Origin of the sequence: Parabacteroides sp. AM58-2XD, from assembly GCF_003463685.1 — a bacterium.
In the GTDB taxonomy this organism is placed as follows: domain Bacteria; phylum Bacteroidota; class Bacteroidia; order Bacteroidales; family Tannerellaceae; genus Parabacteroides; species Parabacteroides segnis.
In genome coordinates this window covers 1-16,981 of the sequence record NZ_QSDP01000129.1, presented here as the reverse complement: position 1 = coordinate 16,981, position 16,981 = coordinate 1, and the positions used below count along the sequence as shown (strand labels likewise).

Annotated in this window: 13 protein-coding genes; 3 read left to right on the top strand and 10 right to left on the bottom strand. The window is 44.2% G+C overall.

Translation table 11 applies throughout. From position 1 onward, the window contains the following. Positions 1-804: 804 nt before the first annotated feature. The 6 genes from hutH to secDF all read right to left on the bottom strand — a co-directional run bounded on the left by hutH (position 805) and on the right by secDF (position 10,416). Complete coding sequence (gene hutH, locus DXA15_RS22235; RefSeq protein ID WP_128135472.1) at positions 805-2,295, bottom strand: histidine ammonia-lyase; 1,491 nt, start codon at positions 2,293-2,295, stop codon at positions 805-807. A gap of 85 nt (positions 2,296-2,380) precedes the next feature. Next, positions 2,381-3,004 (bottom strand): cyclodeaminase/cyclohydrolase family protein, encoded by a 624-nt coding sequence (locus tag DXA15_RS22230; RefSeq protein WP_128135471.1) that lies wholly within the window; start codon positions 3,002-3,004, stop codon positions 2,381-2,383. A 42-nt stretch (positions 3,005-3,046) separates the two neighbouring features. After that, positions 3,047-4,297: an imidazolonepropionase gene (gene hutI, locus DXA15_RS22225; protein WP_128135470.1), complete on the bottom strand. Its 1,251-nt coding sequence runs from the start codon at positions 4,295-4,297 to the stop codon at positions 3,047-3,049. 3 nt (positions 4,298-4,300) lie between these two features. Further along, complete coding sequence (gene ftcD, locus DXA15_RS22220) at positions 4,301-5,206, bottom strand: glutamate formimidoyltransferase (protein WP_128135469.1); 906 nt, start codon at positions 5,204-5,206, stop codon at positions 4,301-4,303. Between the two features lie 4 nt (positions 5,207-5,210). After that, the gene (locus DXA15_RS22215; protein WP_128135468.1) at positions 5,211-7,208 is read right to left on the bottom strand and encodes a urocanate hydratase; all 1,998 of its coding nucleotides are present in this window, start codon (positions 7,206-7,208) and stop codon (positions 5,211-5,213) included. A gap of 184 nt (positions 7,209-7,392) precedes the next feature. Continuing rightward, the gene (secDF, locus tag DXA15_RS22210; RefSeq protein ID WP_128135467.1) at positions 7,393-10,416 is read right to left on the bottom strand and encodes a protein translocase subunit SecDF; all 3,024 of its coding nucleotides are present in this window, start codon (positions 10,414-10,416) and stop codon (positions 7,393-7,395) included. A gap of 170 nt (positions 10,417-10,586) precedes the next feature. On the opposite strand from secDF, the gene DXA15_RS22205 reads away from it, so the two are divergent. Further along, on the top strand, positions 10,587-11,624 hold the full coding sequence (locus tag DXA15_RS22205) for a DUF4468 domain-containing protein (protein WP_128135466.1): 1,038 nt from the start codon (positions 10,587-10,589) through the stop codon (positions 11,622-11,624). Then, positions 11,612-12,184, top strand: a complete 573-nt coding sequence (locus DXA15_RS22200) for a DUF4468 domain-containing protein (RefSeq protein WP_007655123.1) — start codon at positions 11,612-11,614, stop codon at positions 12,182-12,184. Before DXA15_RS22205 ends, DXA15_RS22200 begins: the two co-directional genes overlap by 13 nt. A 56-nt stretch (positions 12,185-12,240) precedes the next feature. Here the strand turns inward: DXA15_RS22200 and DXA15_RS22195 are convergent, their stop codons facing one another. From DXA15_RS22195 to DXA15_RS22185, 3 genes are read right to left on the bottom strand one after another with little or no spacing between them, the layout of a single operon-like run. Further along, positions 12,241-13,356, bottom strand: coding sequence for an endonuclease/exonuclease/phosphatase family protein (locus DXA15_RS22195; protein WP_128135465.1), 1,116 nt, complete (start codon positions 13,354-13,356; stop codon positions 12,241-12,243). Then, a complete protein-coding gene (locus tag DXA15_RS22190; protein ID WP_128135464.1) occupies positions 13,353-14,231 on the bottom strand; it encodes a rhomboid family intramembrane serine protease in 879 nt (292 codons plus the stop codon). Before DXA15_RS22190 ends, DXA15_RS22195 begins: the two co-directional genes overlap by 4 nt. Further along, positions 14,212-14,922, bottom strand: coding sequence for a rhomboid family intramembrane serine protease (locus DXA15_RS22185; protein WP_007655129.1), 711 nt, complete (start codon positions 14,920-14,922; stop codon positions 14,212-14,214). Before DXA15_RS22185 ends, DXA15_RS22190 begins: the two co-directional genes overlap by 20 nt. A gap of 184 nt (positions 14,923-15,106) precedes the next feature. Between DXA15_RS22185 and DXA15_RS22180 the strand changes: the two genes are divergently transcribed. Next, positions 15,107-15,379 (top strand): HU family DNA-binding protein, encoded by a 273-nt coding sequence (locus DXA15_RS22180; RefSeq protein WP_007655130.1) that lies wholly within the window; start codon positions 15,107-15,109, stop codon positions 15,377-15,379. 532 nt (positions 15,380-15,911) lie between these two features. On the opposite strand, the gene DXA15_RS22175 is transcribed toward DXA15_RS22180, so the two are convergent. Further along, the gene (locus DXA15_RS22175) at positions 15,912-16,877 is read right to left on the bottom strand and encodes a FimB/Mfa2 family fimbrial subunit (RefSeq protein WP_128135463.1); all 966 of its coding nucleotides are present in this window, start codon (positions 16,875-16,877) and stop codon (positions 15,912-15,914) included. Between the last annotated feature and the right edge of the window lie 104 nt (positions 16,878-16,981).

Below are 16,981 nucleotides of genomic sequence, written 5' to 3'. Positions count from 1 at the left end.
TTATTCTTAAAACAATATACTATAATAGATTATTAATCAACAATCTAAATCGATTAAGTAATAGTTTTTTTACTGTAAATTAGATATTTATTTTAATGCGTCTGCCCTGTTTGTCTTTTACGGGTACTTGTTTCTCAGATATCGAACGCTTGTTTGACAGCTGTAGAATAAGCGTTCGACTATACACAAACAAGCGTTTGACAGATGGGAGATAACATAGGAGTAGAGACTTTAACAATAAAGAATGAGTAGTATCATGTTAAAAGGATATGAGATAACCCCTTACCGGAATAGAACAAAAACAATAAAATCTACTTGCCGATACTACCTGGCAGAAACCGTTCATGTATAAAAATATCGTAACCTGGAAATCGGGAGTCGCATGTTTTCTTCATTTCCTTCATGCAATATATATTGATAATCAATAAGCAGAATGAAACGATGAACAAATGAAGGTATTTTTTCTGAAAACTTTTATTGGAAGCAGAGCTTCCTCTTGGATAGCCAATACAGCTTGTTTTTCTGCGATACCGTGTCAAGCACGGTAACGAGACACTGTCCCCCGTGCTTGACACAGGGTCGCAAAACAACAACCGATATCGGCCATCCTAAGAGAACGCTAAGCGTTCTTGTCAAGGCCTCAGCGGATGAACGTCCGCGAAGGGGGAAGACAGAGCGTCCCGAGCATCTGCTGTTTGAGCGTAGCGAGTTCAGATGCGACAGCGAAGTCTTTCACCGAAGCAGTGAAGCCGGTGCAGCCTTGATCTTTTGCCTACTTTTCCATCAAGGGAAAAGTAGGTACAATTACAACGGATACCTCCGCAGGAAAGCTACTGTACGATGGATCTCCGTGTACATTACAATATCATCCTCTATGAAAGGGACCTCCTTCCGGAAGTCTCTTAGGAATTTTTCAAGGACAGGTGAAGTCCTGGCCGGACGACGAAACTCCATTCCCTGTGCCGCATTCATTAATTCAATCGCCAGGATATGATCGAGGTTATCCATCACCTTGAACAGTTTGGTTGCAGCATTGGCCCCCATGCTGACATGATCTTCCTGACCATTGCTGGATACGATCGAATCGCTGCTGGAGGCATAACAATACATCTTATTCTGGCTAACCATGCTTGCGGCGGCATATTGCGGAATCATAAAACCGGAGTTCAGCCCGGGATTGGCAACAAGAAATTCCGGTAAACCGCGAAGTCCCATGATCAATTGGGCGACACGGCGTTCGGATATATTTCCTAATTCAGCCAAAGCGATGGCCAGAAAGTCAAAAGAGATGGCCAGCGGCTGACCATGGAAATTACCGCCCGAGATGATCTTGTCTTCTTCCGGGAAGATGGTCGGATTATCCGTCACCGAATTAATTTCCGTGAGCAATACACCGGAAACGTAATTGATCGCATCCTTTGTCGCTCCGTGAACCTGCGGGATGCAACGGAAAGAATAAGGGTCCTGCACATGTTCCTTTTTCCGGTTGATCAGTTCGCTTCCCTCCAACAACCGGCGGAAAACTGCTCCCGTTTCAATCTGTCCCGGATGAGGACGCATCTGCTGGATACAATCCATGAAAGGATCGATACGACCGTCGAAGGCTTCCAAAGACAAGGCTGCTATCGTATCCGCCTTTTTGGAAAGACGAAAGGCACGCATCAAGGCAAAAACGCCATTTGCACTCATAAACTGCGTTCCATTCAGTAAAGCCAGTCCCTCTTTACTTTTCAGGCGTACGGGTTTCCAGGCAAACTCATCCAACACGCTGATCGCTTCGCGCTTCTTTCCTTTATAATAGACATCTCCCACTCCGATCAGCGGCAGGAAGAGATTCGCCAACGGAGCCAGATCGCCGGAAGCTCCCAAGGAGCCCCGGTCATAAACGATCGGCAGGACATCATTATTAAAGAAATCGAGGATACGTTGTACGGTAATAACCTGTACACCGCTATGGCCCAAAGACAAAGCATGTGCTTTCAGCAGCATCATCAACCGGACAATAACGGGACTCACCTCGTCACCGACACTACAGGCATGGCTTTTCACCAAATTTTCCTGCAAGGTACTCAGTTCGTCAGGCGAGATATTTTTATTGCATAACGAGCCGAAACCGGTTGTAATGCCATAAAGCGGACCATCCTGTTGTTCGATTTTCCGGTCCAGGTAGTCGCGGCAACGCTGGATGCGTTCGCGCACCTCCTGGCTTAACTCGAGCTTCATGTTCTGAGTCAGGATCAACTCTATGCTGTCGAATGTCAGCGGTTCGGAACCTACATAATAGACATTGCTCATAATTAATAATTATTTAATTTGCCAATGTGCAATATGCCAATAAAGGAAAACTCTTCCCCAATTAGCACATTAGCATATTGGCACATTATAAAATGGTTTTAACCCAATCCAGTAACTTCGTTTCAATACGGATCGCTTCCGATTCCAGATGGTCGGCTTTCACTTTCATCTGCTTCACAAAAGCTTCGTCTTTGATGGAAGCCAGGTTGATACGTACGTTCAGCAGGGCTCCCAAGACACAGGTACGGGCAGTCATCATGGCAACACAGGCATCGGTAACGGCATTCCGGTTTCCTTTATGTGCCACATAAATGACGGTTTCCATCACAGACGCGATCTCTTCGGCAACCTGCATAGGGACAATAGCCGCCTCTTTCGTGGCATCTTCAATGGCCCGGGCACGTTCAGCGATCTGCTCTTCCGTTTCTTTCGGAAGTTTAAAGGCAGCAAACACACGATCGTAGGCTTCACTGTCACGGTCGATGTCGCGGATCAGGCGCTCACGGATCAGAGCAGCTTCCGTAGCGATCGTTTTCATCTGCCCTTCTACATCGGCATATTTCTTTTTCCCGATGGTCAGGTTGGCAACCATCTCCGTCAATGCGGTAGCGATAGCACCGTTTAAGGCTGAAATACTTCCGCCGCCCGGAACCGGTGCGTTACTGGCTGTCTCCGCCAGAAATCCTTTAATAGTCAAGTCTACAAGCATGGTATTTATATTTAAGGTATTAAACAATGAATAAACTGTTTCTCAGATCATATAAATGATTCCGTCCTTGATCACCGTATCCACGATATTCATTCCCACATTATAAGGCAGGAATTTATAAGACGGATATTTCAGCAAGATCAGGTCGGCCTTCTTTCCTACATCTATACTGCCGATCTTGTTGGCACGCCCCAAAGCCGCCGCCCCGTTGATCGTCAAAGCGGTAACCGCTTCTTCCGGAGTCAGTTTCATCTGAATGCACGCCAAAGCGAAAAGCATCGGGATAGAACAGGAAAAACAACTGCCGGGATTATAATCGGTAGCCAGTGCAACTGCACAACCGGCGTCAATCATCTCACGACCACGGGCATAAGGTTCGTTCAATGAAAAGGCCGTAAGCGGAAGCAAGGTAGCAATCACCCCGCTACGTGCCAGCCGTTGGATGCCTTCATCCGAAGCGTGCAGCAAATGATCGGCACTGACAACCTTCAGACGGGCCGCCAGTTCCGCACCTCCAATAGATACGATCTCATCGGCATGCATCTTCAACTTAAACCGCTGACTTCGGGCGGCACGTAACAAACGTTCACTCTGTTTTACCGAGAATACTCCCTGTTCACAAAAAACATCACAGAAAGTAACCGTTCTCTCCAAGCGAAGTTCCGGCAGGACCTGTTCGATTATATAAGTAATATAATCATCCGTCTGATGGGTATATTCAGGGGGAATGGCATGAGCCCCCAAATAAGTGGACACGACGTCGACCGGATGTTCCTCGTTGAGGTCTGCCATTACACGCAGTTGCATCAGTTCGGTTTCGAAGTTCAGGCCATATCCGCTTTTACCTTCCACCGTCGTTACGCCCATATCCAACATTTCGTCGAGCCGTTCATAACCGATACTCCACAGTTGCTCGAAATCACATTCACGGGTAGCATTGACCGTATTGACTATACCGCCACCACGTTCCATGATCGACATATAACTATCACCTTTCAACCGCCAGGAAAACTCTTCTTCACGATAACCACCGAAAATAAAATGGGTATGGCTATCCACAAACCCGGGAAGCAACGCCCTTCCACTGGCATCGATTTCCAGGTATTCGTCCGGATCTACCTGACGTACTATTTCTTTTGTCGGACCGACATGCGTTATAACACCTTCGGAAACAACCACTGCTCCATCTTCTATAATATGGAGATCAGACATTGCCGTACCTCTTTTTGCTTCAAAACCGGAACAGGTTACAACTTGCGATGCGTTCCTTATCAGTAATTTATCTCCTTTCATGTTTTATTCCATTATTCTAGCTTCTAACACCTGGTTCATGGAAAAGTTTTCCAACCCTAAATAAAAAGAAGCTGTATCAATCAATGCTTCCATCGGAACCAATCCGATAATCTCACTACCAACGACCGGAACACCATAACGGCGAGCCTCTATCTTCACCAGTTCAAAAGCGCGGTACAAGGCAGTACGGGTATAGTCGGTCATATTAATCGAGACCTGCACGATACCCCGTTCTTTCAGTTCGACTCCCATTGCTTTACAATAACGAAGGCCGCCGCCGATAAAACGAATCTTACGGGCAATATCGCTGGCAATATTCAGATCGGCCGTACCCAGATTGACATTATAAGCAACAAGCGGCATGCGGGCACCAACAGCAACCGTACCGGCTGTCGGATGGCGCTCCGCCGGTCCGAAGTCCGGCTGCCATTCTGTAAGTTTAATCTTCTCAGCCATCCCTTCGAACTCACCTTTCCTGACTGCTGCCAGATTCTCCCGGTGAGGGGCGGTTGCCGACTTCTCGTATAAAAACACAGGAACCTGGTATAAGGTTGCAATCTGTTCACCAACTTCTTTAGATAAAGCAATCGCTTCATCCATTGTACATCCTTTGATCGGGATGAACGGGATCACATCGACTGCTCCCATCCGCGGATGTTGTCCGCTATGCAGGTTCAGGTCTATCAAAGCGACTGCCTGTCCTACAGCCTCCAACAGGGCGGCTTTCAATGCCTCCGGTTCACCGACTACAGTAACTACCAGGCGGTTATGATCTTCATCATTGCTATAATCCAACAGTTTTACTCCTTGCCTGGCTCTGAACGGCTCAATAATCTTTTCTATCTTCCCTAAGTCCCTACCTTCACTAAAATTGGGGACACACTCCATAATTCTATTCCAACTACTCATAAATTCAAGTATTTAAAGAGGTCTTTATTGTTTTCCGTATCAATTCTTCCTCCGGAATATAAGGAAGAGTGATATGATACTGATTCTCATTATTCTTATTAAATGTTTCACTTGTTTCCAGAGCATGCCGGTTACGTGCCCAGGCACGGCGCGCCACACCGCCCATTACATCCCATAACATGGCGGAACGTAATATTTCGTCGACACGGTTACTTCCGTCAAGAACCATACCGAATCCTCCGTTTATCGCTTTACCGATACCGACACCACCACCGTTATGAAGGGCTACCAGACTCATTCCGCGGGCTGCATTTCCGGCAAAACACTGTACAGCCATATCGGCCATCACGTTACTTCCGTCGTAGATATTGGACGTCTCCCGGAAAGGCGAGTCTGTCCCGCTGACATCATGATGGTCGCGTCCCAGCATCACCGGCCCGATCTCTCCGTCACGGACCATCTGATTGAAACGGAGTGCAATCTTCAGCCTGCCTTCGGCATCCTGATAAAGGATACGGGCCTGTGTGCCTACTACCAGATTGTTCTTTTCGGCATCGCGTATCCAGTTATAGTTATCACGGTCCTGTCCCCGCCGGTCCGGATCGATACAATCCATGGCGGCATGGTCGGTTTTGACCAGGTCTTCTTTTTTCCCGCTCAGACAAACCCAGCGGAAAGGACCGTAGCCGTAGTCAAACAATTCCGGTCCCATTATATCTTCCACATAAGACGGCCAGATAAAACCATCTTTCTCATCGATACCATTCCTGGATATATCTTTTACACCTGCATCATAAATTGCTTTCAGGAATGAATTGCCGTAATCAAAGAAATAGGCTCCGGCATCTACCAACCGTTTTATCACTTCATAATGTCTGCGCAAAGAACGGTCCACCAGGGCACAAAACGTTTCCTGGTCTTCCGAAAGCAAACGCGTACGTTCCTCGAAAGAGATTCCTGCGGGACAGTATCCACCCTCATAAACAGCATGGCACGAAGTCTGATCACTCAGCAAGTCGATAGGAATAGATTCCGATGCGGCATATTCCAACAGGTCTACAATATTCCCATGATAAGCAATCGAAAGAGGCTCTTTGGCACGGCAAGCATCCGTTGCCAGGCGAAAAGCCTCGGCCTCGTTATCTGTAACCAACTGGACCCATCCCTGCGAATGGCGTGTTTCTATTCGCGATCGATCCACTTCCGCCACAACGCAGGCAGCACCGGCAATAACAGCCGCTTTCGGCTGTGCCCCGCTCATTCCTCCTAACCCGGACGAGACGAAAAGATGTCCTCGCAAGTCTTTATCCTGCGGTATGCCGAGTTTAAGGCGACCAGCATTCAGGAGCGTATTGAAGGTTCCATGTACAATACCTTGCGGTCCGATATACATCCACCCTCCGGCTGTCATCTGACCATAGTTGGCAACCCCCATCTGGGCTGCCACATGCCAGTCCTTCTGATTATCGAACATGCCGACCATCATCGAATTGGTGATAATTACCCGGGGAGCATCCGGCTTGGAACGGAACAAACCGAGCGGATGGCCCGATTCGATCACCAAGGTCTGCTCCTGTGTCATGATCTCCAGATATTGTTTGATCAACCGGTATTGCATCCAATTCTGACAGACCTGACCTGTCTCTCCATACGTCACCAACTCATAAGGATAAAGGGCGATGTCGAAACAGAGGTTGTTGTCAATCATTACCTGGAAAGCTTTTCCTTCCAGGCAGTTTCCTTGATAGTCATCAATGGGACGTGCTTTCAGATCACCCTCCGGACGATAACGATACCCGTATATCCTTCCACGGGTACGAAGTTCTTCCATAAATTCAGGTGCTAATGTCTCATGAAGTTCTTTCGGAATGTACCTTAAGGCATTTTTCAATGCCGTTTCAGTTTGTGCAGACGTAAGGGAATAACCGCGATCGGGGGCGCGGCGGATACCGACAACAAAAGAAGGATATGCCGGCAATTGGCTACCTAGATGTATATCCATAACTGATGACGTTTTAAAATAAACTTACAATTTGTCAGAATAAAACAATTGCAAGTGGCCTACAAGGTAGATATTTCCGTGCAACCGGACAATTTCGGCTATATGTTTAGAAGCATATTGTAAACAAGAAAAAAGACCATCCCGCAATGAGATGGTCTTTTCATTATTTCATAAAAACTGTCTGTTACTTAGCAGCTTCGGCAGCTTTTTTGTTGATCTTTCTTTTCTGTATTTCGTATGCAATCGGAGTTGCAACGAACAGTGTAGAATATGTACCTACGATGATACCCAGCAGGATAGCGAACGTAAAGCTACGGATTGTGCTACCACCCAGGATAAAGATACAAAGTACTACAACCAATGTTGTCAATGATGTATTGAATGTACGGGACAACGTTGAGTTCAAAGCGTCATTGATCACCTGGTAACGATCGCGTTTCGGATACAGACCGATTGTTTCACGGATACGGTCAAATACAACCACGGTATCATTGATAGAATAACCGATAATCGTCAGGATAGCCGCGATAAATGTCTGGTCGACTTCCATAGAGAACGGTAACACTTTCCATAATAAAGTATAGAAAGAGATGATACACAATGTTGTCACTGCTACTGAAGCAAATGCACCTACAGAGAATGACCAGTCGCGGAAACGAAGCAGGATATAAGCAGCCATACAGAACATCGCGAAGACAACCGCCATGATAGCGCTGTTCTTGATGTCGTCGGCCATACTCGGTCCCACTTTCTGAGAACTCTGGATATAAGTTGTTGTGAACTGATCCAATGTTGTTCCTTCCGGAAGCAGCGGTTTAACGCCTTCGAACAATAATGATTCGATTTCCTGGTCTACAGCAGGATCGGCATCGTCGATTTTATAGTTGGTAGATACACGAACCTGGTCCGGTGTACCGATCGTGATAACACTTACAGCACCATCCAGTTTTTCGTCCAGCATATTACGAACTTCATCCGTTTTTACATCCTGTGCAAAACGAACGATATAGTTACGTCCACCGGTGAAGTCGATACCGTTATTCAAACCGATCGTCATCATGGAGATCGCTCCCAAAAGAACGATACCGGCAGGAATCAGATAACCAGTCTTACGAGCACCCAGGAAGTTGATCTTCGGATTAGTCAACAGGTCTTTCGTGATAGATGTTACGAATGTTACATTCTTCAGTTTATCCTTAGCCAGTAATGCTTCGTAAACGATACGAGTCAGGAAGACTGCAGTAAGGAAAGAAGCGAACAGACCGATAATCATTGTAGTAGCGAAACCACGGATAGGACCTGTACCGAAGTAGAACAATACAACACCTGTAATGATAGATGTTAAGTTGGAGTCGAAGATAGCAGAGAACGCGTTACTGTAACCATCAGCAATAGCCTTGCTTAACGACTTACCGGCTCGAAGCTCTTCTTTTGTACGTTCATAGATCAACACGTTAGCATCGACTGCCATACCCAGCGTCAACACCATACCGGCGATACCCGGCAAAGTAAGTACAGCCTGGAAAGAAGCAAGGATACCCATCGTGAAGAAGATGTTCAATACCAATGCACCGTCTGCAATCAGACCCGGGATAATTCCGTAGAATGCACACATATAGATCATCAACAGGATCAATGCCAAAGCAAAGGAGATAACACCTGAGCTGATAGCTTCCTGACCCAGTGACGGACCGACAACGTCTTCCTGTACGATATGTACTGAAGCAGCCATCTTACCTGATTTCAATACGTTAGCTAAGTCCTTCGCTTCTTCCGGAGTGAAGTGACCTGTAATCTGAGAACGTCCTCCGGTAATTTCGTCATTTACGTTCGGAGCGGAATAAACCATATCATCCAGAACGATAGCGATAGCTTTACCGATATTCTCTTTTGTCAAACGAGCCCATGCCTTAGCACCTTCTGCGTTCATGGCCATACTAACCTGCTGTTCTGAACGGCCGGCCTGCTGTACGAAGTCTGCATTAGCATCAGTTACTACGTCACCACCTAAAGCAGGCGTTCCGTCACGGTTAGTAACCTTGATAGCATATAATTCGAAAAATTGTTCTTTTTCGTCGATAGCCTTAACACCCCATTTCAAAGACAGGTTACGAGGTAACACGTCTTTCACCTGTTTCATTGCCAGATATTCGTTGATCTTAGGAATGTCTCTTACGTTAGCCACACCAACGGCAGCACCACGACCTAACTGGCCGTTATACTGATTGATCTGTAACAAGGCAAACAACGGATGCTGTTTTGCAAATTCTTCCATCGACTGGTTTGCCTGAGCTTCCGGTTTATCCTGAGCGATCTGCTGTAACAGAGAATCGGCTTCGCTTGTAGCGGCAGCATTATCTGTAACAGTCTCCGTAGCAGTTGTTTCAGTACCATCAGCAGAAACAGTTTCTGTTTCAGTTACGGCTGCTTCGTCGTTATGCTCTTTCAACACTGTAGCCAGAATATTGTCGGCAGCAACCAACTGCTGGTAAACTTCCGGCAACTGATAAGTTTCCCAAAATTCCAGGTTTGCACTACCCTGTAACAATTTACGAACACGTTCAGGCTCTTTTACACCCGGAAGTTCCACCAGGATACGTCCTGCTGTTTCCAAACGCTGGATGTTAGGAGATACCACACCGAAACGGTCGATACGGGTACGCAATACGTTGAATGAATTATCAATAGCACTCTTCAATTCATTTTTCAACACTGAAACGACCTGAGCATCTGTGCTCTGCGGAGTAATTTTATCTTTCAACTCAAATGTGCTGAAAATAGCAGACAAACGTGCGCCATTATCCAGGTTCTTGTACTCTTCTGCAAACAAGTCAATAAAGTCTCTCTGACTGGTTGCCTGGCGAGCATAAGCTAAATCCAAAGCCTTGTTGAAGTTCTCATCCTGGTTATTATTTGAAAGTGAACGGATTACATCTGCCACATTCAATTCCAGAACGACGTTCATACCGCCTTTCAGGTCAAGTCCTAAACTAATTTCCATTTCACGGCATTGCTTAAGCGTATAGCCCAGCCACACCTTCTGAGTAGATAATGAGTCCAAATAAAGACTCTCTTTCGACGGATCCCCTCCTGCATACTCAGCGGCTTTATTGTTGTAATATCTTGTTACAAATGAGAACGATAGATAGAACAAACATACAAGCGTAAGTAATACCGCGAAGACCCTTACAAATCCTTTGTTTTGCATTTGAATCTTGAGTTTATGTTATTACATTATTTATTTTCGTTTTTTCACAGGGTGCAAATATAGGCTTTTTTTCTTTGTCAAATAGTAATTAGATTAATTATTTGTCACTCTCTTAGTTAATTTCAAGTACAAATATATATCTTTGCCTGTAAAAAAACACAGTATTGACCATGAAACAGCTATTATTATTCTTTTTATTTATTCCTTCCTTGCTTATAGCACAGGAAGATCAAAAGTATTTAGCCGGTGCTATTCCTGAAGAAGGAGGCAAAGTCGTATTTACCAAAGAGATAAATATGCCATCACTTTCGAAAGGGCAGATTTACGATATTATGTACCAATGGGCCGAAAAGTTCTTTAGCGAAGAAGGACGCCGACTGGTCTATTCTGACAAGGACAAAGGCGATATTGCTGCCGTAGGTGAAGAATACCTGGTATTCCAAAGCACAGCCCTATCATTGGACCGCACACTGATGGATTACCGCGTAACCATCGAATGCGAAGACAATGCTGCTAAAATTAAACTGGCCGGCATCCGTTACGAATACAATGTATCCTATCAGCGTGAACCTGAAAAGTACACAGCAGAAGAATGGATCACAGACAAATATGCACTGAACAAAAAGAAAGATAAACTGAATCGCGGTAACGGCAAGTTCCGTCGTAAAACAGTCGATTTTGCGGAAAATATGTTCCAGAGTGCCGATGCCGCATTCGGTATCCAGCCGGCCGGCACGGTAACACCTGCTTATGCCCTTACCCCTGCAACTCCGGTACAACAGCAACAACAAGCAGTCAGACCGGCAGCTCCTGCCCAGCAAATCGCACAGGCTCCCGTCGGCAACAACACAGATGTATGTCAGGGATTATCGGCTTTCGAACCGGATAAAGTCCCTTCTACATTATTGAATATGCTGCCGGATAGCAAAATGCAGGTAACACCGGCAGATAATGAGAATCTGGTCGAGAGATATGCCACCTGGAAGGAAATGGGCAAGATGTTCGGAAAGAATATCGCTTCTATTTCTATCAGTCCGGAAAGTGAAGTCTACAAAGCAGTCAAAGATAACGACATCTACACGATCACTTTCACCAAAAAGGATGATACGGAAACCTGGTTCATGATTCAGTGTGTTAAGCAGGGCGAGTCAAGCGAAGGACAACAGAAAATCGTTATTGGAGAGATACTTAACGTATGGATCAGATAAATACAAAAATGATAAAGAAAACAATATTACTGCTATTGCTGATATGTCCCGTGCTTGCTATGGCACAGGGACATAAAGGCAGTGTAGAGTCGTGTGCCCCGATGAAAGAGGGAAAGGTTTGCTACAGCGACGAAGTAGACGTTGAAGGCGTGAAGAAAGGCGAGTTGTTTAAAGCGATCGACAAATGGGCCAAGAAGAATTATGGGAAAGATGTTTTCCTGTCGAGTGTCAATTCCAGCAAGTCGAAAGGAACGATATTTATCAACTCAAAGGTCGAGCTACTCTTGAACGATACGGATAAAACAATCGTCAAGTACAAGATGAGAATCTATTGCCACGATGAGAAATATAATGTAGAGCTGACGGATATTTCATATCAATACGATCCGAACAACGAAAAGAAATATAAAACCTATCCGGCCGAAAACGTTATTGCCAACAACGGAAAGAGCAACACAATCGCATTGATCAAAGATCCGTTACTTTTCTGTAATGCGACCTTCTTTTTTGCAGAAAACTTATTTGCCGATGTGTTTAGTGCAGCAGATAATGACGAGTAAAAAACAAACAGACTATATATTAATGTAAGGGGATTCCGGCAAGGGGTTCCCTTATTTTATTCTTCCAGACTCAGATAGCACCATAACGGATAGTGGTCGGAATATCGTACCTTGTCAATAGTGCAGTTCATTGACTTCATATTCTTTGAATGCAATATATTATCGATGCGGAACCAGAACATATTCTGATTATAGGTTATTCCCATCCCCTGTCCGGATTCGGCAAACGAATCAATTAAAGGCCCCTGTACCGTACGATGTGCATATGAAATCGGCGTATCATTAAAGTCACCGCAAACCAGGATGTAATCACCTTTTGCCTTTGAGATTTCTTCTGCGACGGCATCTGCCTGCCGGGCACGTATCTTAAAAGCCGGGCCCAGCTTTTGTTCAAGCGCACCTTTAATCCCATCGAAAGTATCCGTGCCGATATTTTTTATAAAAGCCGTATAGCGGCTCCGGTCCTCCATCGTCAATTTAAAAGATTCCAGGTGATTATTGATCAAAGTCAGTTTCTTCCCATTCACATTCAACTCATGAATAGAAGAAGCATTGCTATCGCTTTTATATTTTATCTTCCGGCTGTTCGAGATCGGATATTTAGAAAAGACAGCTATCCCATAATCCGCATAACTGGTCTTATTTATAGGAATAACAGAACGGTACGGATACATATCAAGCGCCTTATACACCTTCGCCGATGTCAGGTACTTGTCGGATTTACTCACGGCATACTCCTGCAAACAGACAATATCGGCCCCCGAACCGGCAATATATTCGAGAATCTTATTAGGAGATTCCGTCGTATGGTTCAGGTAAGCAAAAGCCATCACATTATAGGTCAGCACCTTCAATACATTTTCCTTTGGAATATCTTTTGTCCGGCTATGATAAGGGAAATACTTTTTCACCGGCCCCCAGCAGATCAGGAAAGAACATAATCCGATCAGCAGGAAACGCCATTCCCATAAAAACAACCAATAGAGGATAAAACAAAGGTTCAGGACACATAAAATAGGGAAAACCAATCCCAGATAAGAAAAACTTAGGATAGTATCAGGAGAAACACGATCTGAATAAGCTGAAATAACAAACAGCACGACAATCAAAACATTGGCAAGAACGAACAATGATTTGAATAAAAGCTTCAGTGTTTTCAATCCTTCACTCATTTTTTACTTGCGTCAAATAATTGCCTTTTTTCATCAGCTGAAAGACTCTCATATCCGGAACGTTTCAATTTATCCAGAATAGCATCAAGGTCTGCCGATTCCCGGTGTTTACGGGCATTATATTCATAATCGGTTTCTGCACGTTTGTACGTCACCTTCATTTTGGGTTTTCTCTTTCCGAGATTCACCACCCAATCCAACAGGCGATTCATCGGTACCGTCAAATCTTTTCCTTCTTTAATCCGCATGGCAAACCAGATACCGAATAAGGCACCGCCAATATGGGCAATATGCCCACCGGCATTCTCGGAAGTAATGGCTAACAGGTCGATCACAAAGGTGAAGAGCGCCAGATAGATCAGCTTGATTCGCCCTATCAGGAACAGATTTATCTCCAGATCTTTCCGGTAGAACGATACGGCAAAAACTATTGCCATCACCGAAGCCGAAGCCCCCATCAGATAGCTTGAAGAAGCCACCGTCTGAAAATACGGAAAGATATTATAAGCAAGCATAAACAGTATTGCACCGGCAATACCTCCCAGCAGGTACAATCCCCCCAACTGCCGTTCGCTGAAAAATGTCAGAAACAGCCCGCCAAACCAGTACAACCAAAGCATATTAAAAAGGATATGCAGGAAGTCGAAATGGGTGAACATATAAGTAATGACCGTCCACGGCCGGTACATCAACAACTCCGGCGAAGAAGGCATCTGCAAATATTGCAAAAAGGAAATTCCGGGGATATTAAAAAGGAGAAATATCACCCCCATCAACCGGATCAGGATGAAAAGCCCTACATTAATATATATGAGCTTTGCCAGTATATTTCCTGCCCGGAACGTATTCTTCAGATTAGTAAAAATACTTTCCATTGTCTGCATCTTTCTTTTTCCAGTAGCGAACCATAAAGAAGCCGAACAACATACCGCCTAAATGGGCGAAGTGTGCGACCGTATCTCCACCAAAACTGGAAACACCCATAAATAGTTCTGCCAGACCGTAAAACACAACAAAATATTTAGCTTTAATAGGTATCGGAATAAACATCAGGAACAACGGCACATTCGGGAACAGCATGGCAAATGCCAACAGGATACCGAACACTGAACCGGAAGCCCCTATCGTGATCATCATATTCAATGAAGGATCCATACGAACCAGTTCAAACAGCGTCAGACCATTCGCACTGGCAAAAGATTGAACCGAATATGCCCATACCAGTTCCTGTACGATACCGGCACCGATACCTGTCACGAGATAAAAGGTAAGGAAACGTTTCGGTCCCCACACATTTTCTAATACACGTCCAAACATATACACCCCGAACATATTAAAAAAGACATGTGCAAAAGAGTGCGTATCGTGCATGAACATATAAGTAACAAACTGAAACGGGTAGAAATCTTTCACACCCGGAAAGTGCAATCCCAATAGTTGCACCAAATCAATCCCTACTTTCGGTAACACCAGACTGGCTACCCAGAATAGCAGGTTGATAATGATAAGGTTTTTTGTAACGGGCGGTATACTATTCAAGAACCCGGAGCCATTTTGATTCATCATACATATATCAATTTGCGGGCAAAGGTAAATATATTTTGATTGTTTTTCCTTCAAATAGTACTAAAACATAGTAAATCAATAAAAAAAACAGATTTTTTCTTTGCAGAATATCAAATTAAAACTACATTTGAACCGACTTTTAGGCTATCACAGATTTGTTTAATATATTAATTATCAATCCATCATGAACAAAACAGAATTTATCACAGCTGTAGCGGAAAAATCCGGTTTAAGTAAGGCTGATGCCAAGAAAGCAGTAGATGCTTTTGTTGAAACAGTATCCGACGAAATGAAAGCAGGAGGGAAAATTGCTCTTCTAGGTTTCGGCTCATTCTCCGTAACTGAAAAAGCAGCCCGCAAAGGCGTTAACCCAAAGACAAAACAACCAATTGAAATCGCAGCTCGCAAAGCCATCAAATTTAAACCCGGCGCAGAGTTAAACGACAAGGTTCAGTAAGAAACGGAATATTTTCATATTCGAAGAGGTGTTGCAAAAGTGTCATTTGTCAGTTTTACAACACCTTCTTTATTCTTTCATTGTTGGAATGTTGTTTTATCATATATTGTGATACAGTATTCGCATATATTATGATACTGCATTCTCATATATTATGATATTCTTTTCGCATAATATATGATATAAAATAATTCCAGAGAACATCACTGCCCCCTGGAACCCACACTAGTATTAATATTAAACTTACCTGATTACACAGGTTAGTATTGTTATTCCGAACAAAACATGATAACGGGACTTCGGTCCCGTTTCATCTATCACATTACAAAGATCCTGCTTTTCAATCAATTATCATTACATTTATGGTTCTCATGCCGCACCCGGGGACTCCGGAAAGCCTCTTTGTAAGCAACTATCGCCACCTAAATTTCATTTTCCGCAACAACGAGAATACGTCAAACATATATACGCTCTATTTGCAGACCATTCGCTCCGCACAGCACGAATAGAGTAAATCGAATGAATTACGCGATCAAAGACCACCCTCATGCTGGAAATACCAGGTCCATCCATTAATATTAATCTGAAGAACCAGCCAGGGATCGTTGTCGGCAAAGAAAAAGACAATCTTATATTCACTCTCCCGATCGAGATATTCCTGAGCGCTCATATTATGCCCTTCGATTTTTGTCATCACCAGAAAATCGGTCAGATTGATATTGAACACCTTTCTACCGGAGGTTTTCTCTGTTACCACAAAACGTGCGTTACGATTTTCCAGAAACCGCATCGTATTCAGTTCGACAATGCCTGCTGCCAGATTCTTTTGTTCGATATGATAAGGACGGAAACTAAGATTATCATCTCCAAGCAGCGAATTATCGTGTGCCAGATAACCGTTGGATTCGATTATTTCATAGGTATAGGCATTCACATCTACCCCCCAGGAGTCTTCATTGCTCCCCTGAAAAACAAACCGTACTTTATTGGTATCTTTTATCAGGTTGATAACTTCCGTCTGATCGGTGGTACCGGTAAAGTCCACGTTATTAATCTCGCCATACCAAAGCGGCTCGAGTTCCTTATCGATGATAAGTGTTTCCTCACGTTTCAACTGTAGCTTCAAGTCGGCGATGGAGGAAATACCTGCCTGCAACGATGTTATATCGTATGAATCATGTGCACCTGCCCATGCCATAAACTGGTATTGTCCGACAGGCAACTTAACTTCCATCAGATAACTGCCTGTTCCCAATGTACTCCCTTCCTCTGCTTGTTTAAACAGGAACTTGCCGTCTTTATCAAATACATAAAGCTCCACTTTATCCACCTGCGAATGGAATGCATCAGCAAATTCCATATTGTAATCATACTTAAACTTAACAAACAAACGGCACTCCGGCAGATCTTCGTTAAAGCTATCGCATGAAGTCATTATCAGGGAGCCGATAAGGACAAACCACATGGCTATGTGACGTAATAGGCTTTTTAGCTTCATATTCTTATGTTTTTAGCAAAAATTTTCCGATAAAATAGGAGAATAAAATTCATCCCTTTTGATAACGGCGAACATTCTCGCCACAAGTTTTGCCCGTAAAGCAT